Genomic DNA, 23,112 nt, shown 5'->3' on the forward strand with positions numbered 1-23,112 from the left:
CGCCCAATACCTGGTCTGCAATGTAGGGTTGGCCGCGCAGACGCCCAACCAGTACGGGCACCAGGTCCTTGCGCGACGCACTCTTGCCCCGCTTCTCCCCGGTCGGCGGCTTACCGCCATGGTGGCGCGCGGGCCGTGTCTTGACGGAGTTTTCGGGGGACTTGAGATTTCGGCTGCCTTTCTGGGACTCCCTAAAGTACGTCTCGTCGGCCTCAAAGATGCCTGCTACATCCTTGGGCTGGTGCTCAACGACAGATTCAAGGAACCGGTGTCGCCATCGGAAAGCGGTACTTGCCGCCACGCCCAGTTCCTTGGCAGTTTGCCGGATGGTCAAACCCTTTTGCAGACACTCACCGTGTTGAAAAAACTGTTTCTTCGAGTGAAGGTGGGATAACGGTGTGTTTGTCGCGGCGTTGAAGGTTCTCGAGCAGTCCTTGCAGCGGTAGCGCTGGACGCCCCGTCCTTGTCCGTTTTTGGTGTGCTTGAAGCTGTTGCAATGTGGGCAACCGGCTCCTGCCATCGCCGCATCAATGGAACTCAGCGCTTGGGTGTGCTGGTGCAAGAGGTCTGCTGCCGCCCGCAGATTCGCAAGCTGCTCGGCGCTGAGTTGGGGCAATTGGGCAAGCAGATTTTTGAACTGAGAAGTGCGCATGCGAAATTCTCCTCTGAAAATCCCGAAAACTCAACAAAACCCATACTATTTGCGAACAGCGCCCAGCATGTCCAGTTCATGTACCGGCATCGCTGGACTGTCGGTGACATGGTGCTGTGGGACAACCGCAGCGTGATTCATAACGCCATCCTGGACTACAAGCCGCACCAGCGCCGCATGCAGCGCGCGTCGGTGTTTGACCGCAACGCCGTACACGCTTGATCTGCTTGTGCAGCCTGAAGATTTTGAATTGAAGAAAGAGATAACGACGATGAAAGATGACATCAATACCGAAATGCTGGCCCGCTACGCCCCCATGCCCGGCCGGTATGCGCTGCTGCCCGACCTGAACCCGCAGCAGCAACTGGCGCTGCTGTGCCGCGTGCTGCACCGCGAAGGCTACAACGACCACATTGCCGGCCACATCACAGTCAAGCAGGAGGATGGCACCTATCTGGCCAACCCCTGGGAGCTCACTTGGGGCGAGCTGACCGCTTCCGACATTTTGCGTCTTGACGCGCAAGGCAAGGTCATCGAAGGCCAATGGAACATCACGCCCGCCATCAACCTGCACATCGATGTGCACACCGCCCGGCACGATGTCAACGTGGTGATCCACAACCATTCCCAGTGGGGTTCGGTGTGGTCGGCGGTGGGGCGCGTTCCACCCATTTACGACCAGACCTCGGCCCTGGTCGATACCGACCCGGTGGTTTATGACGAGTACCGCGGCACGGTGGAAGACGGCGAAGCCGGACGCGCCGCAGCGGACGCGCTTGGCCCACACAAGTGGGCGTTGCTGGCCAACCACGGCGTGCTGCTGGTCGCCAAGAATGTCCGCCAGGCCCACCTGCGGGCCATCACGCTGGAGTGGCGCAGCCGCATGGCGTGGCGCGTCGAGGTGCTCGGCGGCGGCGTCCCGCTGCCGGCCGCCGTCGCCACCGCCACCGGACAGCGCCCCGATGCGAACGGCTTTCCCTTCCTGTGGGAAGCCATGGCCCGTGACGAAATCCGCCGCGACCCGACCGTGCTGGAGTGAATGAGGTGACGATGAAACCTGCCGTATTGCTGGTTGCGCGCCTGCCTGACTCCCTGGTCGGGCGGCTGCGTGAGCGTTTCGACTGCCATGTGCTGGCCGAGCTGGACGACGCCGGTCTGGCGGCACTGGCGCCCCGGCTGCGCGGCATGGTGGCTACGGGCGAGTCGGTGGTGGCGCGCGAACTGATTGCCTGTTTGCCCGCGCTGGAAGTCATTTCGGTGCTGGGAGTCGGCTACGACGGCATCGACATGGCGGCGGCGCGTGAACGCAAGGTGGTGGTGGCCCACACCCCCGGCCTGTCAACCGACGACATCGCGGATTTCGCCATGGCGCTGCTGCTGGCAGCAGCGCGCCAGGTGGTCAACGCCGACCGGTTTGTCCGCAGTGGCGGCTGGACCACCGGGCGCTTTCCCATGACGCGGCGCGTGTCCGGTGCCCGTCTGGGCATCGTTGGCCTGGGCCGCATTGGCCGGGCGGTGGCCACGCGTGCACAGGCCTTTGGCATGGACATTGCCTACACCGGGCGCACGCCCAAGGCCGATATGGCCTATCGCTGGTGCATTGACGCGCGCACTTTGGCGGCCAGTGTCGACTTTCTGGTGGTGTGCGCCAGCGGCGGTGCTGACACGCGCGCCCTGATCGACGCCGACGTGCTTGCCGCGCTGGGCCCGACGGGTGTTCTGGTCAATATTGCACGCGGTTCCATCGTTGACGAAGATGCCCTGGTGGAGGCCTTGCGTGAACGCATCATTCTGGCGGCGGGGCTGGACGTGTTCTGCCATGAGCCCCACATTGCGCAGGGCCTGCTGGCGCTCGAAAACGTGGTGCTGACGCCGCACATGGCCAGCACCACGGGTGCCACCGTGCAAGCCATGCTGGACCTGACCTTCGACAACCTGGCTGCGCATTTCGACGGACTGCCTGTGCCGACACCCGTGGCGTAAGCAGTTATTCGCATGGCATGGCGGGGGCGAGAGAGGCCACTATTTTAGTATTTCAAGTCGCTAGCCCTTATGGGGTAAGCGCCAGAAGCTATTGATTTGATAGTTGCTGGGACCCGATGGACGGTGTTGGAATCAAAAGTTCGGCGCCTCGACGCCGCCGTCCACGCCCAGCACCTTGCCGGTGATCCAGGCGGACGCCGGCGAGACCAGGAACAGCGCTGCATGGGCGATGTCTTCGGGCTGGCCCATGCGGCCCATGGGCGTGGTCTTGCGCATGTTTTCCAGGCGGTCGGGCGTCAGCACCCTAGCCAGCGCGTCGGTCATGATGGTGCCGGGCTCGATGGCGTTGATGCGCACCTGCGGCGCAAAGTCCTGTGCCAGATTGCGCGTCATCTGGTTGAGCGCAGCCTTGGCCGCGCCATAAGCGCTGAAGTGCTTTTGCGCATAGCGCGCCGCCACCGACGAGATGTTGACCACCGCGCCGCCGCCGGCGTCCTTCATCGCCTGCGCGGTTTTCTGGATCAAGAGATAGGCGGGCGTGACGTTCCAGGCCAGCACGGCGCTGAACTCGTCGCCGCCCATCTTCATCGGGCTGTTCGGACCGGCGCCGCCGGCGTTGTTGATCAGGATGGTCACTTTGCCCAATTCGGCCACGGTGCGCGCCACCAGCGTGTCGAGGTTGGCTTCGTCGCTGACATCGCCCGCCACCGTGATGGCGCGACGGCCCAGTGCGCGGATTTCGGCCGCCACGGCGTCCAGGTCGGCCTGCGTGCGGGCGGCCAGTGCCACATCGGCGCCAGCCTGGGCCAGTGCAAGGGCGCAGGCGCGGCCTATGCCCTTGCCGGCGCCGGTCACGATGGCCACCTGGCCGGTCAGGGAGAAAAGAGGCGAAAGAGAGTTCATGTTCGGGTTCTGGAAAGATTGAAAGAAGGCCGGGGTGGATTGAAGCGATTCAGGGCGTGACCACGCCGCGAATCATCTGCACGAAGTTCTCGTTGTACGGTGGCAGCATGCCCCACTCGCGGCGCGGGTCGTGGCCGCCTGCGCTGTAGACGCTGCGCGCATGGCTGAACTCCAGAAAGCCTTCGTGGCCGTGGTAATGGCCCATGCCCGAAGCGCCCACGCCACCAAACGGTGCGTCGTGCAGCGCCGGGTGCATGGTCACGTCGTTGATCGACACACCGCCCGACAGCGTGTGGTCCAGCACCCATTGCTGCTCGGCGGCATCGTTGCCGAAGTAGTAAAGCGCCAGCGGGCGCTCGCCGGCATTGATCTCGGCGACGGCATCGCTGAGCGCGCTGTAGCTGCGCAGCACCACGGCCGGGCCGAAGATCTCGTGCCGGGCAATCTCGCTGTCGGCCGGCGGGTTGACGACGATGCGCAGCGGCATGCGGCGCTCGGCCACGGCGTCGCCGCACGGCCAGTCGCCGGCCATTACCACGCGCGCGCCGCGTGCGCCGGCATCGGCCACATAGGACTCGACGCGGGCGAAATGCCGCTCGTTGACCACTGGCGTCACGTCGGGGTTGCCGGCAATCGTCGGGAACTGGCTGCTGTAAAACGCTTTCAGCCCGTCAATCAGCGCCTCAAGCTGCGACGCATACACCCACACCGTGTCGGGCGAGACGCAGAGCTGGCCCGAGTTCGCGCCCTTGCCGACGGCAATGCGCTCGGCGGCATTGGCAATGTCGGCGCTCTGGCCAATCAGCACCGGCGACTTGCCGCCCAGCTCCAGCGTGACCGGTACCAGGTTCTCGGCGGCGGCCTTCATGATGAGCTTGCCGACGCTGGTCGAGCCGGTGAATACCAGGTGGTTCCAGGGCTGGCGCGAGAACTCGGCGGCCACGTCGGGGCCGCCAGTGACGACCGCCAGCTCTTCGGGGTCGAAGAACTCGGCCACCGCGCGCGCCAGCGCCTCGGCGGTGCGCGGGGCGATTTCCGACGGCTTGAGGATGGCCCGGTTGCCCGCCGCAAAGGCGCAGGCCAGCGGCGAGAGCAGGGTAAAGACCGGCGCGTTCCAGGTGCCGATGATGCCGACCACGCCCTTGGGCTGAAAGCGTACCCAGGCGGTGGCGCCAAAGTTGTCGAACGGCGCCACGCTGGGGCGCGGCTGGTCGGGCAGCCACTCGGTCAGATGGTCGCGGGCGTGCTTGAGCGAGCCCAGCGAGCCGGCCACGTCGTTCATCATCGAAAACACCGCCGCGCGGCCGCCAAAGTCCACGCCCATGGCGTCGCACAGCGCGTCGTTGTGCTTGACCAGCATGTCAATCACGCGCTGCAGGCGGGCCTGGCGCGTGGCGGCGCTGACGGGGCCTTCGGCGCGAAAGGCCGCCTGTTGCGCCGCAAGCAGTGCGGGCAGGGACGGGGTGGCAATGGAATCGGACATGCAGTCTCCTGAAGGGTTGGGGCCTTGCTGGCAAGGAATGCATGCTAGCGGTGATGGTTTTCCCTTGCTTAGTCTGAAAAGACGATGGCGTGGCAGGGCTTGCGCGGTGAACATGCGCCATGAATTTAAACGATCCTCCGCGCGTGACATGGCGCACCCACTTGAGCCTGGCGCTGTTGGCGCTGGTCTATGTTTTTTCCTACATTGACCGCCAGGTCATCGCCATCCTGATCGAGCCCATCAAGCACGAATTTGGCGCCAGCGACTCGCAAATCGGGCTGCTGACAGGCCTGGCCTTTGGCCTGCTGTATGCCGCGCTGGGCGTGCCGGTGGGCAAGCTCGCTGACCGCTACAACCGCCGCGCCATCGTGGCAGTGGCGTGCGGGCTGTGGAGCCTGGCCACCATGGCCTGCGGCTTTGCCGGCCATTTCTGGCAGCTGCTGCTGGCGCGCATGTCGGTGGCGGTGGGCGAGGCGGGCGGCATGGCGCCGTCGATCTCGCTGGTGTCCGATCTGTACCCGCCCAAGCAGCGCTCGCTGATGATCAGCCTGTTCATGATGGGCCCGCACTTTGGCGTGCTGATTGGCCTGGCGCTGGGCGGCTGGATTGCGCAGCACTACGGCTGGCGCGCCACTTTCATCTGGTTTGGCGCGCCGGGCATGCTGCTGGCGGCGCTGGTCTATTGGCTGGTGCGCGAGCCGCGCCGGGGCGGCTTCGAGACGGTGGCGGCTGCCGTGCAGGCGCCGGCACAGGCGGCCGAATCGCTCTGGGCGCAGGTGCGCCGCTTGCTGGCCATCACCGCGTTTCGCCGCCTGGCGCTGGCCTGCGGCATGGCCGGTGTGGCCGGCTACGGCTACGGTGTGTGGACGCCGAGCTTTCTGGTGCGCACGCACGGCTTGAGCATTGCCCAGGCCGGCTTGCTGTTTGGCGTGGCCAGCGGCGTGGGCGCGGTGGCTGGCGCCTTGAGCAGCGGCTGGCTGTGTGACCGGCTGGTCAGGCGCGATGTGCGCTGGCAACTGGGCCTGCCGCTGCTGGGCGTGGTGGTGTCGATTCCCTGCGCCATTGCCTTTTTCGTCTGGCCAACCACGGGTGTCTGGATGCTGGGCAGCCTGGCGGTGCCGCACGCCATGGCGTTTGCCATGTTGTTTGGCTTTTTCGCCAGCTGGTGGCCTTCGCTGTCGTACAGCGCCACCAGCCACATGGTGGGCGCGAACGAGCGCAGCGTGGCGGCGGCCCTGCTCAATTTTTTCGTCACGCTGTTTGGCGTTGGCGCGGGCCCGCTGGTCACCGGCATAGTCAGCGATCTGCTGACGCCGGTGTTTGGCGTTCAGGCCCTGCGCTGGTCACTGGTGTGCGTGATGCTGTTGATGATTCCCACCGCCTGGCTGCTGGCGGCGGCGCTGAACCCCTACCGCGCGCGGCTGACGCAGATGGCGTCGCCCGTCCTGCGCGCAGCTTGAAAACTGTTTGAAAAGGATGATCCATTGACTATCTCGCTTGCCCCCGTTATTTTTATCACCGGCGCCAGCCGCGGCATTGGCGCGGCTACGGCCGAGGCCTTTGGCCGCGCCGGCTGGCGCGTGGCGATTGCCGCCCGCACCCACGCCGACAGCCAGCCGCTGGCGCACCAGCTGCGCCGCCCGGACGGCCAGCTGCTGGCCGGCAGCCTGGCCACCACCGCCGCCGCCGTGCAGGCCAGCGGCGCCGAGGTGTTTGCCCACGCCATGGACCTGATGGACACGGCCTCGATGGATGCGGCGCTGGACGCGGTGCTGGCGCATTTCGGCCGCATCGACCTGCTGATCAACAACGCCGTCTACCAGGACCGCGAGATCAACGCCATGCTGCTCGACCTGGACGACGCAGCCCTTGAGCGCACGCTGGTTGGCAATGTGGTGGCGCCGTTTCACCTGGCGCGCCGTCTGCTGCCCACGCTGCTGGCGCAGGGCGGCGGGCAGATTATCAATGTGTGCTCGGGCGCTGGCGAGAAGGATCCGCCGGTGGCCGCCAACCAGGGCGGCTGGGGCTTTGCCTATGGCGCGTCAAAAGCCGGCCTGGCGCGGCTGGCCGGCTGCATCAACCGCGAGCACTGTGACCAGGGCGTGCGCGCTTTCAGCGTCAATCCCGGCCTGGTCACCACCGAGGCCGTTTCCGCCACGCTGGGCGACGACGGCGTGCTGGCGCAGCGCTACGGCGCCGTGGCACCCGGCGCCATTGCCGCCAGCCTGCTGTGGCTGGCCACCAACCCCGGCGCCGCCGCGCTGGCCCGAAAACCGACACTCATCGAGTTGCAGGCGCTGGTGCGCGAACATCAGCTGGCATGACGCCGCACTGCCCGCTGCTGCTGGCGCTGCCACCCTTGAGTAGTGCCCAATGGCGCTGCCTGCGGGTGCTCAGCGAGGTGGCCGACATTGCCCATGCCGCGCGCAAGCTGCACTGGTCGCAAGCGGTGCTGATGGTTGCGCTGGCCGAGTTGCACGAGCGCATGGGCGCGCAGCACATCGCGCTGGCCGATGCGCGGGTGCAGTTTTCGCCAGCGCTGAAAAACCTGATTTTCCAGCAGACTCCTGGCAGGCAGTTTGCTGCTGGGCGGCTGGCCAGATAATCATTCTGGGCATCAATAAATTTATAAGAAAAAGCCTGTTTGCGCAGGTTGAATAAGCGCTGTCAGCTATCAATAAAGTAGTAAAAACAGGAGTGATTTATCACGTAGAGACGGGCAACCGGGTTTTTTGCGAGTCTGCCTACTCCTGTGAACCAGGCCCTGCGGTTTGCGCTGGATCAGTCAATGCGCGCCCATCGTCCAAACAGGGTATGCGAGCAGGCCGGCACAAACCCATGATTGGTGTTTACCCATCACTGCTTTGCCTGGAGACTTTATGGCCACTTCCAAAGACTATCGACTCGGCGAATTCACCTTTCCCCGAGGCTGGTTCATGATCGCCGACGCCGAGGAACTCAACACGCACAAGCCGCTGGCAGTGCGCTTTTTCGGCAAGGACTTTGCCCTCTACCGCGGCCGCGCTACCGGCAAGGTGGTGCTGCTGGACGCCTACTGCCCGCACATGAAGACCCACCTGGCGGCGCCGAACCACACCTCCTACGTCGTCATTGACGGTGGCGGCAGCAACATAGACGGCGACGGCATCCGCTGCCCCTACCACGCCTGGCGCTTCGGTCCCGACGGCAAGTGCGACGACATTCCGTACCACAGCGGCCCGATTCCCGCGGCCGCCTGCGTCAAGAGCTGGACCGTGGTCGAGAGCCTGGGCGCCATCTTTGTGTGGCACGACCCCGAGGGCGGCGAGCCCGAGTGGGAACACCCCAGCCTGCCGCAGTGGGAGGGCGCCTCCTGTGTGCGCGGCCACTGGGATCACTTGGGGTTGTTGAACCAGCACCCGCAGGAAGTCATCGACAACATCGCCGACTACGGCCATTTGAGCCCTATCCACGGCTCGACCGTCGAGCGCTACGAGAACGAGTTCAAGGGCCACTACGCCATCCAGCGCCAGTGCGGCGGACACCGCACGCTGGTGGGCGCTGACGGCGCCAGCGCCATCTTGCACACGGACACGGTTTACCACGGCCCCGGCGTGCTGATCTCCATGCTCACGGGCATGTTTGAAACCGTGCTGCTCATCATGCACACGCCGGTCGATGACGGCTCCATCAAGGTCTGGCACTCGCTGATCGTCAAGCCAGCGGGCAACAAAGCCGAGGCCTCCATCGCCGATGTGGTGGCCGCGCGCCAGTTCCAGGAATCAAGCCGCCTGGCCTTTGCGCAGGACTTCGAGGTCTGGACCAACAAGGGCCCTTGCCTGAACGGCCTGTTCATTCCCAGCGACGGCCCGTTCATGAAGGCGCGCGTCTGGTACAAGCAGTTCTACAACCCGCGCGCCAACAAGAGCGAGTACCTGGAACAGTGCGAAGGCATGTACGTGCCGCGCGGCGCCACGCCTTACACCGCAGTTCCTGAAGTGGCTTGAGCCAGATTGGCGCTTTCCAAAGGGCGCCAGCCTTCAGCTGCATGGCCCGTCACTTCGGCGGGCTTTTTTTGGGCTGCCGGCAGCGCCGCTACGGACGGCTGTGGGTGACGTGCGTGAACATGAAGACCGCGCCGGCGACGTCGGCAACGGCCGCGTAGGCCGGGGGCAATTGCGCGCGAATGTCGCGCCCTGCGAAAGCTGCGCGGGCAGCGCCGGCAGAGGTAAACCACCATTCGGCAATGCCGTCGTAGTCGTAACCTTCGGGCGGCGTCTGCACCACGGTGTTGTGAACCACGCGCAGCGCGTCTTGCAAGGCCGGTGCCGCCAGCCAGTCCGGCGCAGGGCCGTCGTCCCAGGCGGTGTCGAAGTCCGCCGTGGCCACGCTGGCGTTGCGGCGCACAAAGGCAAACACCGCCACCGCACCGCGCGGCGCATCGCGCAGCACGCGTTCGCGGCAAACCAGCGTGAAGTCGCGCACATAGGTCGAGAATACGCGCGGCTCGTCGGGACGCATGATGGCCAACGTTTCCGGGTCGTTCCAGAGATCGCTGGCGACGCCCAGGTCGCGCAGCTGCAGCAGGTTGACGCCGTCGTAATCGGTGCTGGCGCCGCGCAGGCCACCGTCCTCGCCAGATTCGCGCAGCCGTGTGCACTGCATCACGCCCAGCACCTTGTCCTGTACGTTGCGGCACCGGCGGCCCAGCGCCGAATGCTCGCGCCAGGCCTGGGCGAAGTCGCCGGCAGCCAGCGCCGGGTTGCGCCTGGCCAGGTAAATCATTTTCCAGCGCGCCTGTGCCTCAAGAGCCGGGTTCATGTCTGCAGGATTGTTCATCAGGTGTTTCACTCCACGATGGCGCGGCTGTAGACCGGCGGCGCGCCGAGGGCGTTGCGGTAGCTGGGCGGCTGGCGCCCGTCGATGTCGCTGACGCCAAGCTCCAGGCCCAGTTCGGCGTCGATCCAGACCTTGCCGCTGCGCTTCATCAGCGCCGGGTCGTCCAGCAGCGCGGCAATCACGCGGCCGGGAAACTGCGGCGACTCCATGTGCGCCACGCTGGCAGCGTACTTGCGCGCCATCTCGGGGTCTTGCAGCGCGCGCTCGGTGCGTTCGGTGCGCAGCAGGCCCATCCAAAGCGAGACTGCCGCCACGCCGTGCGGGCGCAGGTCAAACGCCATGTCGTGCGCCATCTTGTCAACGGCGGCCTTGCCCGCGCCATAGGCCGGGCCGTGCATGTAGCAAACCGAGCCATACGACGAGGTGTGCACGATCAGCCCGCTGCCTTGCGCCGCCATCAGGCGCGCGGCGTGCCAGCTGGCGACGTAGTGCGAGCGCATGCCGACGTTCAGCAAGTCCAGCATGTGCAGCGGTTTTTCCCAGAACGGGCCGGGCTGCGTCAGCTCGTCGGGAATGGTGCAGGCGTTGTTGACCAGCAGGTCGAGCCGGCCTTGTTCAAGCTGCACGCGCTCGAACAGCGCCGCCACCTGGGCATCGTCGGCATGGTCGCAAACCACGGCAATGCCTTGCCCGCCGGCCTGCGTCACCGCGTCGGCCGTGGCCTGCACGCTACCGGGCAGGGCGGCGTCGCCCTCGCGCTGGCTGCGGCCGGTGACGTAGACCGTCAGGCCGACGGCTCCCAGCGCCAGCGCAATGCCCTTGCCGGCGCCCCGGCTGGCGCCGGTGACCACGGCCACACGGGTGGCAAAGCGTTGGGTTGTCGTGTTCATGGCGCGGTTGCCGTGGCAGGCACATCGGGTTGCAGGGCGCTGCGGTGCGCGGCCGGGTAGGCTTGCAAGGCGCGGCCAAACGCCAGCATGCCCGGCAGCATCATGCTCACCATGCCCATCAGCGCATAGCGCAGGCCGTCGCCACCCAGGCTGGCGTTGAGCACGTCGCTGAGCCAGCCGGTCAGGATCGGCCCCAGGCCATTGCCGACGATGGCGCCGGCCAGCAGCACCATGGCGTTGGCGGTGGCGCGGCGCTGGCTGGGAACGACCAGGCTGATGGCCGCATAGGTGGGCGCCACCCACCAGGGCATGAAGAACGCAAAGGCCACCATCAGCACGGTGGCTGGCAGCAGCGCGCCGGCTGGCAGTAGCAGGTAGGCCATGCCGCACAGCAGCGACAGCCCGAGGCCCAGTATCGGCATGCCCAGTTGCCAGCGCAAATCGCGGCGTGCCAGGCGGTCGGTCAGTGCGCCTGACGTCAGCCCGCCGACAATCGAGGTCAGTGCCGCCGCGCCCGAGATCGAGCCGGCCTGCTGCAACGACATACCATGGCGGCGCAGCATGAGCGCGATGTTCCAGGCACCGAATGAATAAGCAGCTAGCAGCGCGCAGGCCGCTCCCACGATCAGCCAGCGCGTGACCGGCTGGCCCCAGATGGCCGTCACTGCGCCGGGCTGGCGTGCGTCGGTGGCGTCATGGGCGGCGTGTGCCGTGACCACGCGCAGCGGCTCGCGCACGCTCCAGTGCAGCACCAGCGCCAGCACCAGCGAGCCGCTGCCCGCCACCACCATCGTGGTGCGCCAACCGTAGTGCGCTGCTAGCCAGGAGCCCAGCACCAGCGCCAGCAGCGCGCCCAGGCTGCCGCCGGTGCTGATCACGCTCATGGCGCGCGAGCGCTGCGACGGCGGATACAGGTCGGCCAGCATGGACATGGAAGCGGGCGTGCCGCCGGCATCGCTGAGTGCGCCACCTGTGCGCGACAGCATCAGCGTCCAGAAACCCAGCGAAGCGCCGCCCAGCGCGCCCAGCAGCCCGCCCATGCCACGGCACCAGGCAATCAGGTTGCGGCGCTCGCAGCGGTCGGCCAGCCGGCCCAGCGGCACGCCCAGCAGGCTGAAGGTGAAGGCAAAACCCAGCCCGGTGACCAGGCCGATTTGCAGGTCACTCAAGCCAAACTCCAGCTTGACCGGCTGGATCAGCACCGCCAGGATTTGCCGGTCCATGAAGGCCAGCGCCGACATCAGGGTGAGCAATGTCAGCGTGTAGCCGGGCCGGGTGGGGGAAGTCGCGTGGGGTGTCGTCATGGGGCGGTGACTGGAGCCGGGCTCGGGCTCACGCCCTGACCGTTGCCCGTGGCACTGCTGGCGCAGGTGCGACCGCAGGCACCAGCCGCTCGACCGCGTAAGGCCTGATGGTCCAGGCGAAAACCAGCATGCCCAGCAGGAAACAGATGCCCGTGGTAGCCGCCAGCGCCCAGCGCAGCGCCTCGTTGCCAAATTGCGGCACCAGGAAGTCGCTGAGCATGCCCACCAGCAGCGGGCCCAGGCCGCCGCCCAGCATGGTGATGCCGAGGTTGAAAATTGCCATGCCCGACGAGCGGCGGTGCGCCGGAACCAGCTCGGCCAGCACCGCATACACCGGCGCCGTCCACCACACGGCGGTAAAGGCGAACACCACGTAAAAACCCAAAGCGTGCGGCACCAGCATGCCGCCGACTTGCCAGGCACCGCCCGCCGGCATCATGAAAAAAGCCAGCCCGCTCGGCATGGCCAGCAGGCAGCCCAGCATGGGCACGCCGATGCGCCAGCGCGCATCGCGCTTGCCCAGCTTGTCGCTCAGCCAGCCGCTGGTCAGCGCGCCCAGCATGGCAAAAACGCCGCCCATCAGGCCCATCACGATGCCCGCGCCCTGCAGTGACATGCCATGCGAGCGCACCAGAAAGGCCGGCGTCCAGATGCCGATGCCATAGCCGGTAACGCCCATCAGCAGGCAGGCCAGGGTAATGCGGACAAACGCGCGCGACGCCCACAGGTCACGCAGCAAAACGCGCATTGGCTCGGCAGCGGCGCCCACCGGCACGCTGCCCGGCGCGTCCCACTGGCCACGGCGCGGCTCGACCACGGTAAAGCGCAGCAGCAGCGCCGCCAGCACGCCGGGCACCGACATGACCAGAAAAGCAGCGCGCCAGCCGTGGTGCTGGGCAATCCAGCCGCCCAGCGTCAGGCCCAGCAAAATGCCCAGCTGGGGGCCGAGCATGTACACGCTCATGGCACGCCCGCGCTGCTGCTGCGGATAGTGGTCGGCGATCATCGAGATCGACGGCGGGCCGCCGCCGGCCTCACCGACGGCCACGCCCATGCGCGCCAGCGCCAGCGACCAAAAGCCCGTGGCCATGCCGCACAGCGCCGTCATCACGCTCCAGGCGGCGCAGCAGTAGGCGACGAAGTTGCGCCGGTTGGCGCGGTCGGCGTAGCGGCCAAAGGGAATCGCCAGCACGCTGTAGAACAGCGAAAACGCCAGCCCGGTCAGCACGCCCATGGCAGTGTCGGACACGCCGAATTCCTGCTTGATCGGCTGAACCAGTATGCCCATGATCTGCCGGTCGATGAAGCTCATGGTGTAGACGAACATCAGCATCAGCAAGGCATAGTGGCTGCGCCAGCCGTGGGCGGGTTGGGTCATGAAAAAAAATCCTCGTCGTTGCAATGGCAATGGGTGCGCGGCCAAGACTGCCCCTGAAAAAGGCCGGTCTTGCCGCTGCGCAGCGTGCGTTGGTGCTTCAAGAGCAAAGCCGTCGCGTGCATTTTTTGGCGGGCGCTGGCCGCAGGCATCGTCCGCTCAGACGATGGCGCACGAAAGGCCCGCGCGACGCCAGCCCTTTCAGTGCAGGCTGAACAATGACGTCAAGGGCCAAAAATGCTTTTTGCGCAGGCGGGGCGGGCACAGATAGCTATCTTTTAAGAAGCATGTGTCGGCCGCGCCAGCGCACATGGTGCAGGGCCGGCTGCGTATGGTCTAGGCAGACGATGTAGCTGCCCCGCCAGAAAAAGAACAATCTACCGCAAAAGGAGACTTCATGGCTTTCACATTAACGGGTTTTGACGGCAAGGTGGCCGTGGTGACAGGTGCGGGCCGGATGCGCAGCATTGGCCGGCCGATTGCGCTGGCGCTGGCGCAGGCCGGCTGCGACGTGGTGCTGACCGGCACCGGGCGCGCGTCGGGGACCTATCCCAAGGACGAGCAGGACGCTGGCTGGCGCGACATCGAGTCGGTCGCCGACGAGATTCGCGCGCTGGGCCGGCGCGCCCTGCCTGTGATCACCAGCGTGACCGACCCCGAGGCGGTCGATGCGCTGGTGGCGCGGGTAGTGGCCGAATTTGGCCGCGTGGATTTTCTGGTGAACAACGCCGGCGCCTCGCGCGGCGGCGACCGCGTGCCCGTCACCGAACTGGCGCTGGAGACCTGGAAGCGCGTCATGGACACCAACCTGAACGGCACCTTCTACATGTCGCGCGCGTTTGCGCAGTACATGAGCGCGCAGGGCCAAGGCGGCGCCATCGTCAACATTTCCTCGTTGGCAGCGCGCCTGCTGGCGCCCGACACCGGCGCCTATGCCGCCAGCAAAGTGGCCGTCAACGCGCTGACCACCATCATGGCGGGCGAGCTGGGGCCGAAGAACATCCGCGTCAACGCCGTGGGGCCCGGCATCATCGACACCAGCCGGCTTGACGACGTGCCGCGCGGTCAGGTCTGGAACGACATGGTGTCCACCTTCATTCCGCTGGGCCGAGCCGGAACGGGCGAAGACGTGGCGAACATGGTGACTTTCCTGTGCAGCGAGCAGGCCGCCTGGGTCACCGGCCAGCACATCTACGTCGATGGCGGCCACGGCGCCACGCCGCGCCGGCCGCACTCGAACTGAAAACCCACGCAGGTTGCATGCGGGAGCCAGCGGGCAAAGGCCGCGCAAGGCGCGCCATGCCTTCGGCCCCACTCAGGCGGCTTGCGTCCTCAGGGTCTGGCTGTACGCCCGAAGCGCCAGCGCAAAGGCCAGCGACCCCAGCAGGAAGCCGGCGGCCGTGCCGGCGGCCAGTGCCCAGCGCAGCGCCTCATTGCCGAAATGCGGCACCAGCAGGTCGCTGAGCATGCCCACCGCCAGCGGCCCCATTCCGCCGCCAATCAGCGTGATCACCAGGTTGAACATGGCCAGCCCGGTGGCGCGGCGATGCGGCACGATCAGTCCTGCCAGCATGGCATACACCGGCGCCGTCCACCACACGGCGGTAAAGCCAAACAGCAGGTAAAAACCAATCGCGTGCGGCATGGCAAAGCCGCCAATCATCCAGGCGTCGCCGGCCGGCATCAGGTAAAAGGCCAGGCCCGAGGGCAGTGTCAGCAGGCAGCCCAGCAACGGCACGCCCAGGCGCCAGCGCGGGTCCCGCTTGGCCAGCGCGTCGCTCAGCCAGCCACTGGTCAGCGCGCCTGACACCGCAGCCAAGCCGCCAACGATGCCCATGACTGCGCCGGCGCCCTGCAGCGTCATGCCATGCGAGCGCACCAGGAAGGCCGGTGTCCAGATGCCGATGCCGTAACCGATGAAGTTCATCAGCGTCACCGCCACGGTAATGCGGACAAAGGGACGGGATGCCCACAGGTCGCGCAGCACCACGCCCAGCGACTCAGTGGCTGGCGCGCTAGCGGCACCCGCCGCTGTTTCCCAGGTGCCGCGCCGTGGCTCCACTGCGGTGAAGCGCAGCAAAAAGGCGGCCAGCAGGCCCGGCACGGACATGACCATGAAAGCCGTGCGCCAGCCATAGTGCTGAGCAATCCAGCCGCCCCCCGCCAGGCCCAGCAGGATGCCCAGCTGGGGGCCCAGCATGTAGATACTCATGGCGCGCCCGCGCTGCTGTGGCGGGTAGTGGTCGGCAATCATCGAGATTGACGGCGGGCCGCCGCCGGCCTCGCCGACGGCCACGCCCATGCGCGCCAGCGCCAGCGACCAAAAACCCGTGGCCATGCCGCACAGCGCCGTCATCACGCTCCAGGCGGCGCAGCAGTAGGCGACAAAGTTGCGCCGGTTGCTGCGGTCAGCGTAGCGGCCAAAGGGAATCGCCAGCGCGCTGTAGAACACGGCAAACGCCAGTCCGGTCAGCACGCCCATAGCGGTGTCGGACACGCCGAATTCCTGCTTGATCGGCTGCACCAGGATGCCCATGATCTGCCGGTCGATGAAGCTCATGGTATAGACAAAGAGCAGCACCAGCAGGGCGTAGTGGCTGCGCCAGCCGTGGGCGGGTTGGGTCATGAAAAAACTCCTGGTGTGACAATGGGTGTCCATCCGGCCCGCCATGCTTTGCCGAGCCAATGGTGCCGGTGCGCGGCATCTGGGTATGCAGTCGCAGTCGGCCATGGTATGCATTTTCGGTGTGCATCCGGACCGGGCATCGTCCGCTAAGACGATGGTGCCGGGCCGGCCTGCGGGAGTTAAGCAGCGCTTCAGCGCTGAAAAGCCACAGAACGATTTTTAATCATGGCATGTAAATTCCCCGCCGTTTGCGGCGTTCTTCGGGTACAACGAACGAAGTAAGGATGTAGCCAGGAATAACTTCCCCCATATATGGATATGGCGTTATGGGTAGGCTTAAGGATTCCTTCGTAAATGCGTAGGATCGTCCGCAAACCCGCGCCAGGTTGATGTTTCAAACCCGACTCCATAGTCTGTTGGCGCCAACGCAGTTTTGATCAATCCGGCATCGGCGCCAACACTCGCTGATGATGGGGTGCGCGTCATCGCTTGAAACCAAGGTTTTGCCTGACCTGATGGCTGTCACACGCCGTGCGCGCTCCTGACCAGCATGAGCACGTCCGCAACGCTGCGCCCGGGCTTGTTTTCCTCCGTGCCCATACTCATGGCTCTGCAAAACAGGTCCAGCACGTAGTAGAGGGTAGCCGTGGGCACGGGCACCGAATAGCTAAGCGCCTTTTCACCCGTGACCATCACCAGCCCGCCGTCCTGGCGGCGCACCTCGAGAAACTTGTCGCGGACCGCGCCATGGTGACCCAAGCGCACCGAGTGTGTGAGGCCCATCAAGGTGGCGATGACGGCTGGCATTTCCTCGGGCGTGAGCTGGATGACCAGCTTACGCTCCCAGGCGTAACCCCCGCCAGCGCCAAGGGCATGGGCCGAGTCGATGCTGACCACGTGCATCCCCATAAAATCGCCGCCCCGGCGGTGGGGGGTGACTTCCAGTGTGTGCGCCGCCGCCTTGCCGAACAGGCGCATGCGCAGCCGAAGCTCGTGCGGGGTGCCGCCTGCAACGCTGGCCGGGCCGGCGAGCGCATCGGGCCGCTGGCGCGCAAAGCGGGTGGGCAGCACGGGCGGGGTCTCCTCAAGGTTTGATGCAGCCGGCGACTCATCCATTGCGTCCATGGGTTCCCCCTCCGAGCCGGGCGTCTGGCCCTCGGGTGAGCCGTTGTCGCCATCATCGGGCCAGGCGAAAAATGGTTGTCCCAAGTCACTGTCTTCAGGGCTGTCGGGATCTACCTCTTTGGGCGGGTCCTCTTGCGCTTGACCGGGTCCCAGGGGCAACGCGGCAGGCGCCCACGCGCGCAGCGTGTCCACGTCCGCAGGGTGGCTTTGCAGTTGCGCGATGCGCTGCTGCATGTCCCAGCCTTTTTCCCTGAGCCCCAGGCCGCAGGCAAACAGACCGGCACTGGTGAAGCCCAGGCCGTGGGTTTGGAGCTGGTCCAGCAGGGCAGGGCGCGTGCAGGCGGCGGCCCAGCTGAGCACGCTCAACTCGCCGGCCGGCTCCCGGCCCCGCGCGGCCAGAAGCAGGACGCTTTCGAGCTTTTCCCGCTCGAGTGCGCCCAAATCCTCGATAAAGCCGGCGAGCTGCGCCGCATCAGGCGCGGGCGTGCCGCGCGAGGCGCACACCTGGCGCCACAATTGCTGCAGCGCCGCGTCCTCGCGCTTTGGGGTCCCCGGTGGCTGCATCATCATGCAGCGTTCAAAGCGGAAAGGAATTGACGAGGTGCGCGCCCAGGCGGCTCATGACGCTGGCGTCCTTGAAGCCGCAGCGGCGCTGGATCTCTTGCAAAGGCACGCCGGCGTTGAACCACCCGGCAATGCAGGTGTTGCGCAGCGTGTTAGGGCCCATGTGGGCCAAGGCGCCCGGATCGAGCGTAGCCATGGGATTGGGCGCGTCCAGCAAACCTTTTTCCACCAAGCAGCGCGCCAAGTGCGCCTGGCAGATGTTGTACAAGCCATTGGGCGCAATGGAGCGCCCAATGCGGTCGCCCACGACCAGGCGGCTGCCCGGATGCAGGGCAGGCAAGCCCACCGGGCGCACCTCGAGCCAGGCGTGCAGGGCCCGGCTGGTTTGCGAATCGAGCTGCAACACCCGTTCGTGCCCGCCGCCCGCCTTGCGCACGCGCAGGAGATAAAGCGAGCCCGGCCCGGCAGAGCTCCCAGGCGAGTCCGGGCAAGGTTGGGCACAGTCCAGCGTCAAGCCGATGATCTCGCGCACGGTGAGGGCGGCGCGCATCATGAGCAGCAGCGCTAATCGGTTGCGCCTGGCCTTGAAGTCGTCGCCACCGGGAAAGCCTTCATACAGGCCTTCGAGCAGGGCCGTCCACATGGGCGGTGACAGCGCCAGCGAAGGCACGCGCTCGGTGGCCGGCGGCTGGGCGCCCTCGGCCGGGTTGACCTCGACGAGGCGGCTGACCAGCGCATGGTCGTACAGGTCGCGCAGCACGCGCCAGTAGCGCCGCCGCGTGACGGGGGAGGTTTTCTTCAAGGAGGAGCGCGGGCCGATGGCTTGGCAGAACCGGGCGACATCAAGGCTGCACGCCGCGTCCCAGGCGACGCTGTGCACCGTGCAAAAGGCCAACCAGTGGCGCCAGACCAGCGCAGTCTGGGTCAAACCGGCCGCGCCCATGGGTTTCAATTCCTTGCTTGCCAGCCGGGTGGTCTGCCAGGACGCAAAGAACGCGTCGGGGTCTAAAGCGATCACATCACTCATCCGATAACCCTCCCACCTAAATTGCATTTACAACAAGCCCACCCAACCAATCATAAGCCTTCCCGCCCCATGCTAACCCCCTCCTGAAAAGCGAAGCCCGCCTTTGGTCTTCCTCACTTCCCCTTCGCTTTCCCTCAAGGCGGGGCTGGGAGGGGGAGGTCATCCAGAGGGTATTCAAGATAAATGCTTGTTGTAAATGCAATAAATTTGATTTGGATAAAGGTCTCTGCTGCATAGCCGAGGTGCCAGCGTTCAAGCATGAGCAACAAAGCCAGGTAGTCTTTCAACCGGATGTTGCTCATAACCCAGCAGCGCGCTTTTCCCAGCTCGCCCGTGATCAGCACCTGCGCACCGCCATAACCGGCTTCCTTGCTGAGGTCCTCCACCTTGACGCTGGCCAGATCAAAGATGATGCCGTTTTCCAACGCTACGGCGGCCTGCCTGGCTCAGCCCGTTGGCCTGTCAGGCGTGTTCTGCCTGAGGCTCAAAACGGTGAATGTTCGCCAGCTTGTCGGCGATCTTCTCGCGCGCCATGGCCAGGTCATACCGCGCCTGCAGCGCCAGCCACCAGCCATCGCTCAGGCCAAAGAACCGGCACAGGCGCAGATCGGTATCAGCCGTGATTGACCGATGACCTGCGACGATCTCGCCAATGCGCGGGGCAGGCACGGCAATCTCCTTGGCCAGGCGGTACTTGCTCAGGCCCATGGGCTTCAAGAATTCTTCATCCAGCATTTCGCCGGGGTGAACGGGAAGGACTTCACGCATCACAAGGCTCCTTTCAGTGGTAGTCAACGATTTCGACATCATGGGCTGCATCGTCCTGCCAGACAAAGCAAACGCGCCACTGGTCATTGATCCGGATACTGTGCTGACCGGCACGGTTGCCTCTGAGCAGCTCCAGCCGGTTGCCCGGCGGTATCCGCAGATCATCGAGCCGTGCCGACACCTGCAATTGCTCGAGCTTTCGCAGCGCCGCCCGCTCGATGTTCACCCAGCGCTTGACACGTTTGCCTTGAAAGAGTGCTTGCGTGTCGGGGCAGACGAATGAGCGAATCATTAGCAAATAATAATGCCTAACGTTATTAACGTCAAACGTTATTTCTCTATAACGGCAGGCATAAGGATTCCTTGCTGATGCGTAAAGTCGCGGCCGCAAACATGCGCCCCACTTGGATGTCGCTCCTTGCAAAAAGCATCAAAGCTACACGCCACGCGGGTTTGATTTATGCGCAACACCGCATCGGCGGCGTAGACCGCCGTGCCGGTGGCCCGTGACCACACAGTTGCTGGTCACGGGCCACCGCAATGTTGGTCACGTTGCCGGAATCAGCAGTCACGTTGGACCGGAATACTCACTGGAATTTGATCTGTATGCGGGTTTGCAGCGTCAAGCCCTCCAAAGTATTGCCATGCGCGATGCGGATGACTGGCCGCCTCTGGCCTGCGCCATGATGCCGGGCTGCCCCGTATGGACGGAGGATGCCGACTTTTTTGAACCGGCGTGGCCACGTGGATCCGGGACCCGGTGGCGTTGTGTTTGGTGGGGTGACGCGTCTGCGCTACCTGGCGGGCACCCTCAGGGCGGACTGACCTTGCCGCTAAACGTCACGACACGCAGCCCAGTGCTTGCCACCTTGGGCTATCCTCCGATGAGCCGCATGGAACTCCCATGCGGCATAAATCCTTTCCCTGGGGAGGCGAGTCAATGATCGAAGCCCTGGTATCGGGCAAGCTGCACGGCCAGCCCGCCCAAAAGATCTCAAAGACGGGAAAACCGTTCGTTGTCGCCAAGGTGCGCGCCCATGCCGGCGATAGCGATGTGTTCGTGAACGTGATTGCCTTCAGCCAGGCCGCTTGCGAGGCCTTGCTGGCCCTAGGTGACGGCGACGCCGTGGCGCTGGCTGGCAGCCTGACACCCAAGGCCTGGACGGACCGCGAGGGCGTGGCCCGGCCGGCACTCGATTTGGTGGCCAGCCAGGTCTTGAGCGCCTACCATGTGACGCGCAAGCGCAAGGCGCTCGAGCGCAAGCCGTACGATCAGACCGAAACCCAACCGGCAAGCAGGCACGACGAGCTTGACGATGGGGGTTCGCTGGACTTTTGAGCCGCACGGCGCTGGCGTTCTGTCCAAATGTGCGCGGCAGCTGACGTTGGGAACAATGCCATTGCCTGCATACCGCGTTCATCCTTGTCCAAACCGGCGAGGCGAGGGCGGTTGGTCTATCAAGGTCAAGGCAGGCGCCCTTCGATCCCCGGCCCCGATGATCGTCATCAGCACCTGTTTTCCGTTTCACAGCAACAAGTTACCTTCAATTTGCAATGCAGGCAATATCCAAGGAACCCGCTTCTCTCAAGCACGCCATGAACATCCTGGAAAGCATCAAAAGCTCCGTCGCCAACCAGGGCGATGGTGTGTTCCTGCGCGCCGAGTTCGCGCGCTTCGGCAGCCCGGCGCAGGTCGGCCGCGCCTTGCGCCAGCTCACGAGCGAAGGCACCCTGGTCCGGCTCGGCCTGGACGTCTATGCCAAAGCCAAGCCCAGCGTGCTCTCCGGCCAGCCCATCCCGGCCGCTTGAAGTCCTGGCGCCCGAGGTCTTGAAGAAGCTGGGCATCCCGGTGATGCCCAGCCGCCTTACTCAGGACTACAACGCCGGGCGCGGCAGCCAGCTGCCTGCGGGCATCGTGCTCAACACCGGCAAGCGCCGCATCGCCCGCCGGCTGAGCTTCAACGGCCAGGCAGTCCGGTACGAGCGCGCATGAGGGTCTTGCGCCCGCAGCAGCTCGAACTGATCGACGCGCTGGTGGCGGAACGGCCCTGGGCGGCATCCCCTCCGGCCTGCTGAAAAAGGACGAACACCTGACGGATGCGCTACGAGCCCTGTTCGCGCTGCGGCTCGATGGCATGCCCCTCGCGTTTTGCGGCGACACCACATGGACCGGCGAGAATAGATCGAATGCAAACCCCATCCCGTTTTCCAGCGCCGGCTCGCCGCTGGCTGGTGCCCGCGCTGCTGGCGCTCTTGACCATGGCGAGTTGCGCCTCCGCTCCCCCGGTCCAGCCCGAGGCACCAGTGCCATCGCGCGCCGGCGCCAGCCCGGCCTCAGCCGAGGCCGCAGTCGTGGTCGTGGTCAACGAGGTCGAGCGCAGCCAGCAGTTCGCCCGCTGGGTGGCCGGGTTCCGCGCCAGCGCACGCGTAGCCGGCATTGGCGAAGCCACGCTCCAGAGCGCCTTCGACACCGTGCGCCTCGTCCCGCGCGTCATCGCGTCGGACCGGGCGCAGCCCGAGTTCACGCGCGCGGTGTGGGACTACCTCGACCGCGCGCTGTCGGCGCAGCGCGTCAACCGTGGCCAGGACAAGCTGGCGCAATTGCGCCCCGTTGTCGACACCATGGCCGCGCGCTACGGCGTGCCCGCAGAGGTCCTCATCGCGATCTGGGGCATGGAAAGCAACTACGGCAGCTTCGTGGGCGATATCCCGACCATCGACGCGCTGGCGACGCTCGGCTTCGAGGGGCGGCGCGAGGCGTGGGCGCGTGGCGAACTGCTCGCCGCCTTGAAAATCCTGCAGAACCGCGATATCGACCGTGCGCAGATGATTGGTTCCTGGGCCGGCGCGATGGGCCAGACGCAGTTCCTGCCGTCGAACTATCTGGCCTATGCGGTCGACGCCGATGGCGATGGCCGCCGCGACATCTGGGGCAGCCTGCCCGATGTGATGGCGTCGACCGCGAACTTCCTGGCAAGCTCAGGCTGGCAAGCCGGCCAGCGGTGGGGGCTGGAGGTGCGCTTGCCACCGGGATTTGACTACGCGCGCGCCGACCTGGAGGTGCGCCAGCCGGCGAACCAGTGGGCGGGCGAGGGGGTGCAGTCGATGGACGGCGCGCCGCTGCCTGCGCTGGAGGGCGCTTCGATCCTGCTTCCGGCCGGCGCGCGCGGGCCGGCCTTCCTGGTCGGAGCGAACTTTCGCACGCTCCTGCGCTACAACAACGCGACCAGCTATGCGCTGGCCGTCGGCCTGCTGGCGCAGCAGCTCGCTGGCGGCCCCGCAGTGCAGACCCCCTGGCCCCGCGGTCTTGCGCCGCTGTCACGCAGCGAGCTGCTGGCGCTGCAAACAGCACTGAACGCACGCGGCTTTGACAGCGGCGTGCCCGACGGCACGATGGGACCGGCCACGCAGCGCGGCGTTCGCCACTACCAGCGCAGCCTGGGCTTGCCGGCCGACGGCTACCCGACCTTGGAGCTGCTCCAGCGCCTGCAGCAACAAGGCGCCGCCGCGCATTAAGGCAGTGGGCAGTTCAGTGCCGGGTTCTTGTCCTGCAGCGTCCGCATCGTCCAGTAGGAACTGACCGCAGATGGCCGA

General features: G+C 65.8%; 26 protein-coding genes. 13 read left to right on the top strand and 13 right to left on the bottom strand.

Annotation, left to right across the window (positions count from 1 at the left end):
• On the bottom strand, positions 1-652 hold a 652-nt coding region (locus EC86_RS30040), incomplete at its 3' end, for an IS1/IS1595 family N-terminal zinc-binding domain-containing protein (RefSeq protein WP_232229985.1).
• Positions 653-730: 78 nt separating this feature from the next.
• On the opposite strand from EC86_RS30040, the gene EC86_RS30495 reads away from it, so the two are divergent.
• From EC86_RS30495 to EC86_RS0120665, 3 genes are read left to right on the top strand one after another with little or no spacing between them, the layout of a single operon-like run.
• Positions 731-874 (top strand): TauD/TfdA family dioxygenase, encoded by a 144-nt coding sequence (locus EC86_RS30495; RefSeq protein ID WP_232229986.1) that lies wholly within the window; start codon positions 731-733, stop codon positions 872-874.
• A 49-nt stretch (positions 875-923) separates the two neighbouring features.
• Positions 924-1,691 carry a class II aldolase/adducin family protein gene (locus EC86_RS0120660; RefSeq protein WP_029527784.1) on the top strand — a complete coding sequence of 256 codons (768 nt, stop codon included), beginning with the start codon at positions 924-926 and terminating at the stop codon, positions 1,689-1,691.
• 11 nt (positions 1,692-1,702) lie between these two features.
• Positions 1,703-2,635 carry a 2-hydroxyacid dehydrogenase gene (locus EC86_RS0120665; RefSeq protein WP_029527785.1) on the top strand — a complete coding sequence of 311 codons (933 nt, stop codon included), beginning with the start codon at positions 1,703-1,705 and terminating at the stop codon, positions 2,633-2,635.
• 132 nt (positions 2,636-2,767) lie between these two features.
• Here the strand turns inward: EC86_RS0120665 and EC86_RS0120670 are convergent, their stop codons facing one another.
• Together EC86_RS0120670 and EC86_RS0120675 are read right to left on the bottom strand one after the other, a co-directional pair.
• On the bottom strand, positions 2,768-3,538 hold the full coding sequence (locus EC86_RS0120670; protein ID WP_029527786.1) for an SDR family NAD(P)-dependent oxidoreductase: 771 nt from the start codon (positions 3,536-3,538) through the stop codon (positions 2,768-2,770).
• 49 nt (positions 3,539-3,587) lie between these two features.
• Complete coding sequence (locus EC86_RS0120675; RefSeq protein ID WP_029527787.1) at positions 3,588-5,021, bottom strand: coniferyl aldehyde dehydrogenase; 1,434 nt, start codon at positions 5,019-5,021, stop codon at positions 3,588-3,590.
• Positions 5,022-5,164: 143 nt separating this feature from the next.
• Here EC86_RS0120675 and EC86_RS0120680 point away from each other — a divergent pair, with 143 nt between their 5' ends.
• From EC86_RS0120680 to EC86_RS0120695, 4 genes are all read left to right on the top strand, one after another.
• Entirely contained in the window at positions 5,165-6,481 is a 1,317-nt protein-coding gene (locus EC86_RS0120680) for a spinster family MFS transporter (protein ID WP_232229987.1), read from the top strand.
• Positions 6,482-6,505: 24 nt separating this feature from the next.
• Complete coding sequence (locus EC86_RS0120685; protein WP_232229988.1) at positions 6,506-7,345, top strand: SDR family oxidoreductase; 840 nt, start codon at positions 6,506-6,508, stop codon at positions 7,343-7,345.
• Positions 7,342-7,626 carry a hypothetical protein gene (locus tag EC86_RS0120690; protein WP_029527790.1) on the top strand — a complete coding sequence of 95 codons (285 nt, stop codon included), beginning with the start codon at positions 7,342-7,344 and terminating at the stop codon, positions 7,624-7,626. Before EC86_RS0120685 ends, EC86_RS0120690 begins: the two co-directional genes overlap by 4 nt.
• 274 nt (positions 7,627-7,900) lie before the next feature.
• Positions 7,901-9,007, top strand: coding sequence for a 3-ketosteroid-9-alpha-monooxygenase, oxygenase component (locus EC86_RS0120695; protein WP_029527791.1), 1,107 nt, complete (start codon positions 7,901-7,903; stop codon positions 9,005-9,007).
• 88 nt (positions 9,008-9,095) lie between these two features.
• Here EC86_RS0120695 and EC86_RS0120700 read toward each other — a convergent pair whose 3' ends face one another.
• From EC86_RS0120700 to EC86_RS0120715, 4 genes are read right to left on the bottom strand one after another with little or no spacing between them, the layout of a single operon-like run.
• Positions 9,096-9,839 (bottom strand): EthD domain-containing protein, encoded by a 744-nt coding sequence (locus tag EC86_RS0120700; protein WP_198026860.1) that lies wholly within the window; start codon positions 9,837-9,839, stop codon positions 9,096-9,098.
• Positions 9,840-9,847: 8 nt separating this feature from the next.
• The gene (locus tag EC86_RS0120705) at positions 9,848-10,729 is read right to left on the bottom strand and encodes an SDR family NAD(P)-dependent oxidoreductase (RefSeq protein WP_029527793.1); all 882 of its coding nucleotides are present in this window, start codon (positions 10,727-10,729) and stop codon (positions 9,848-9,850) included.
• Complete coding sequence (locus EC86_RS0120710; protein WP_036773712.1) at positions 10,726-12,033, bottom strand: MFS transporter; 1,308 nt, start codon at positions 12,031-12,033, stop codon at positions 10,726-10,728. Before EC86_RS0120710 ends, EC86_RS0120705 begins: the two co-directional genes overlap by 4 nt.
• A 28-nt stretch (positions 12,034-12,061) precedes the next feature.
• Positions 12,062-13,411, bottom strand: coding sequence for a spinster family MFS transporter (locus tag EC86_RS0120715; RefSeq protein ID WP_029527795.1), 1,350 nt, complete (start codon positions 13,409-13,411; stop codon positions 12,062-12,064).
• Between the two features lie 394 nt (positions 13,412-13,805).
• On the opposite strand from EC86_RS0120715, the gene EC86_RS0120725 reads away from it, so the two are divergent.
• Positions 13,806-14,651 carry an SDR family NAD(P)-dependent oxidoreductase gene (locus EC86_RS0120725; protein ID WP_029527796.1) on the top strand — a complete coding sequence of 282 codons (846 nt, stop codon included), beginning with the start codon at positions 13,806-13,808 and terminating at the stop codon, positions 14,649-14,651.
• Between the two features lie 72 nt (positions 14,652-14,723).
• Here the strand turns inward: EC86_RS0120725 and EC86_RS0120730 are convergent, their stop codons facing one another.
• The 6 genes from EC86_RS0120730 to EC86_RS0120755 form a co-directional block, all read right to left on the bottom strand.
• On the bottom strand, positions 14,724-16,034 hold the full coding sequence (locus EC86_RS0120730) for a spinster family MFS transporter (RefSeq protein WP_036773714.1): 1,311 nt from the start codon (positions 16,032-16,034) through the stop codon (positions 14,724-14,726).
• Positions 16,035-16,556: 522 nt separating this feature from the next.
• Positions 16,557-17,729, bottom strand: coding sequence for a hypothetical protein (locus tag EC86_RS0120735; protein WP_029527798.1), 1,173 nt, complete (start codon positions 17,727-17,729; stop codon positions 16,557-16,559).
• Between the two features lie 7 nt (positions 17,730-17,736).
• Positions 17,737-18,750 (bottom strand): tyrosine-type recombinase/integrase, encoded by a 1,014-nt coding sequence (locus EC86_RS0120740; RefSeq protein WP_029527799.1) that lies wholly within the window; start codon positions 18,748-18,750, stop codon positions 17,737-17,739.
• Between the two features lie 134 nt (positions 18,751-18,884).
• Complete coding sequence (locus tag EC86_RS0120745) at positions 18,885-19,175, bottom strand: hypothetical protein (RefSeq protein WP_029527800.1); 291 nt, start codon at positions 19,173-19,175, stop codon at positions 18,885-18,887.
• Between the two features lie 37 nt (positions 19,176-19,212).
• A complete protein-coding gene (locus EC86_RS0120750; RefSeq protein WP_029527801.1) occupies positions 19,213-19,518 on the bottom strand; it encodes a HigA family addiction module antitoxin in 306 nt (101 codons plus the stop codon).
• A 13-nt stretch (positions 19,519-19,531) separates the two neighbouring features.
• Positions 19,532-19,810, bottom strand: coding sequence for a type II toxin-antitoxin system RelE/ParE family toxin (locus tag EC86_RS0120755; protein WP_029527802.1), 279 nt, complete (start codon positions 19,808-19,810; stop codon positions 19,532-19,534).
• Between the two features lie 352 nt (positions 19,811-20,162).
• On the opposite strand from EC86_RS0120755, the gene EC86_RS30050 reads away from it, so the two are divergent.
• From EC86_RS30050 to EC86_RS0120770, 5 genes are all read left to right on the top strand, one after another.
• Positions 20,163-20,462 carry a PIN domain-containing protein gene (locus EC86_RS30050; RefSeq protein WP_232230006.1) on the top strand — a complete coding sequence of 100 codons (300 nt, stop codon included), beginning with the start codon at positions 20,163-20,165 and terminating at the stop codon, positions 20,460-20,462.
• Positions 20,459-20,857, top strand: a complete 399-nt coding sequence (locus tag EC86_RS0120760; protein ID WP_029527803.1) for a single-stranded DNA-binding protein — start codon at positions 20,459-20,461, stop codon at positions 20,855-20,857. The genes EC86_RS30050 and EC86_RS0120760 overlap by 4 nt, the downstream gene beginning before the upstream one ends.
• A 257-nt stretch (positions 20,858-21,114) precedes the next feature.
• Positions 21,115-21,327, top strand: coding sequence for a hypothetical protein (locus EC86_RS30055; protein ID WP_232229989.1), 213 nt, complete (start codon positions 21,115-21,117; stop codon positions 21,325-21,327).
• Positions 21,328-21,346: 19 nt separating this feature from the next.
• Positions 21,347-21,511 carry a hypothetical protein gene (locus tag EC86_RS30060; protein WP_232229990.1) on the top strand — a complete coding sequence of 55 codons (165 nt, stop codon included), beginning with the start codon at positions 21,347-21,349 and terminating at the stop codon, positions 21,509-21,511.
• A gap of 194 nt (positions 21,512-21,705) precedes the next feature.
• Positions 21,706-23,034: a lytic murein transglycosylase gene (locus tag EC86_RS0120770; RefSeq protein ID WP_036773715.1), complete on the top strand. Its 1,329-nt coding sequence runs from the start codon at positions 21,706-21,708 to the stop codon at positions 23,032-23,034.
• Positions 23,035-23,112 lie beyond the last annotated feature (78 nt).

This window comes from Polaromonas glacialis (assembly GCF_000709345.1).
In the GTDB taxonomy this organism is placed as follows: Bacteria; Pseudomonadota; Gammaproteobacteria; order Burkholderiales; family Burkholderiaceae_C; genus Polaromonas; species Polaromonas glacialis.

Excerpts from the sequence above, each read along its gene's own strand:
- EC86_RS0120695 (WP_029527791.1), top strand. The coding sequence starts at position 7,901 with ATGGCCACTTCCAAAGACTATCGACTCGGCGAATTCACCTTTCCCCGA.
- EC86_RS0120725 (WP_029527796.1), top strand. The coding sequence starts at position 13,806 with ATGGCTTTCACATTAACGGGTTTTGACGGCAAGGTGGCCGTGGTGACA.
- EC86_RS0120770 (WP_036773715.1), top strand. The coding sequence starts at position 21,706 with ATGCAAACCCCATCCCGTTTTCCAGCGCCGGCTCGCCGCTGGCTGGTG.
- EC86_RS0120665 (WP_029527785.1), top strand. The coding sequence starts at position 1,703 with ATGAAACCTGCCGTATTGCTGGTTGCGCGCCTGCCTGACTCCCTGGTC.
- EC86_RS0120700 (WP_198026860.1), bottom strand. The coding sequence starts at position 9,839 with ATGAACAATCCTGCAGACATGAACCCGGCTCTTGAGGCACAGGCGCGC.
- EC86_RS0120740 (WP_029527799.1), bottom strand. The coding sequence starts at position 18,750 with ATGAGTGATGTGATCGCTTTAGACCCCGACGCGTTCTTTGCGTCCTGG.
- EC86_RS30050 (WP_232230006.1), top strand. The coding sequence starts at position 20,163 with ATGCGCGATGCGGATGACTGGCCGCCTCTGGCCTGCGCCATGATGCCG.
- EC86_RS30055 (WP_232229989.1), top strand. The coding sequence starts at position 21,115 with ATGAACATCCTGGAAAGCATCAAAAGCTCCGTCGCCAACCAGGGCGAT.
- EC86_RS0120705 (WP_029527793.1), bottom strand. The coding sequence starts at position 10,729 with ATGAACACGACAACCCAACGCTTTGCCACCCGTGTGGCCGTGGTCACC.
- EC86_RS0120690 (WP_029527790.1), top strand. The coding sequence starts at position 7,342 with ATGACGCCGCACTGCCCGCTGCTGCTGGCGCTGCCACCCTTGAGTAGT.
- EC86_RS30495 (WP_232229986.1), top strand. The coding sequence starts at position 731 with ATGTACCGGCATCGCTGGACTGTCGGTGACATGGTGCTGTGGGACAAC.
- EC86_RS0120755 (WP_029527802.1), bottom strand. The coding sequence starts at position 19,810 with ATGATTCGCTCATTCGTCTGCCCCGACACGCAAGCACTCTTTCAAGGC.
- EC86_RS0120760 (WP_029527803.1), top strand. The coding sequence starts at position 20,459 with ATGATCGAAGCCCTGGTATCGGGCAAGCTGCACGGCCAGCCCGCCCAA.
- EC86_RS0120675 (WP_029527787.1), bottom strand. The coding sequence starts at position 5,021 with ATGTCCGATTCCATTGCCACCCCGTCCCTGCCCGCACTGCTTGCGGCG.
- EC86_RS0120670 (WP_029527786.1), bottom strand. The coding sequence starts at position 3,538 with ATGAACTCTCTTTCGCCTCTTTTCTCCCTGACCGGCCAGGTGGCCATC.
- EC86_RS0120730 (WP_036773714.1), bottom strand. The coding sequence starts at position 16,034 with ATGACCCAACCCGCCCACGGCTGGCGCAGCCACTACGCCCTGCTGGTG.
- EC86_RS0120735 (WP_029527798.1), bottom strand. The coding sequence starts at position 17,729 with ATGATGATGCAGCCACCGGGGACCCCAAAGCGCGAGGACGCGGCGCTG.
- EC86_RS0120710 (WP_036773712.1), bottom strand. The coding sequence starts at position 12,033 with ATGACGACACCCCACGCGACTTCCCCCACCCGGCCCGGCTACACGCTG.
- EC86_RS0120750 (WP_029527801.1), bottom strand. The coding sequence starts at position 19,518 with ATGCGTGAAGTCCTTCCCGTTCACCCCGGCGAAATGCTGGATGAAGAA.
- EC86_RS0120660 (WP_029527784.1), top strand. The coding sequence starts at position 924 with ATGAAAGATGACATCAATACCGAAATGCTGGCCCGCTACGCCCCCATG.
- EC86_RS0120715 (WP_029527795.1), bottom strand. The coding sequence starts at position 13,411 with ATGACCCAACCCGCCCACGGCTGGCGCAGCCACTATGCCTTGCTGATG.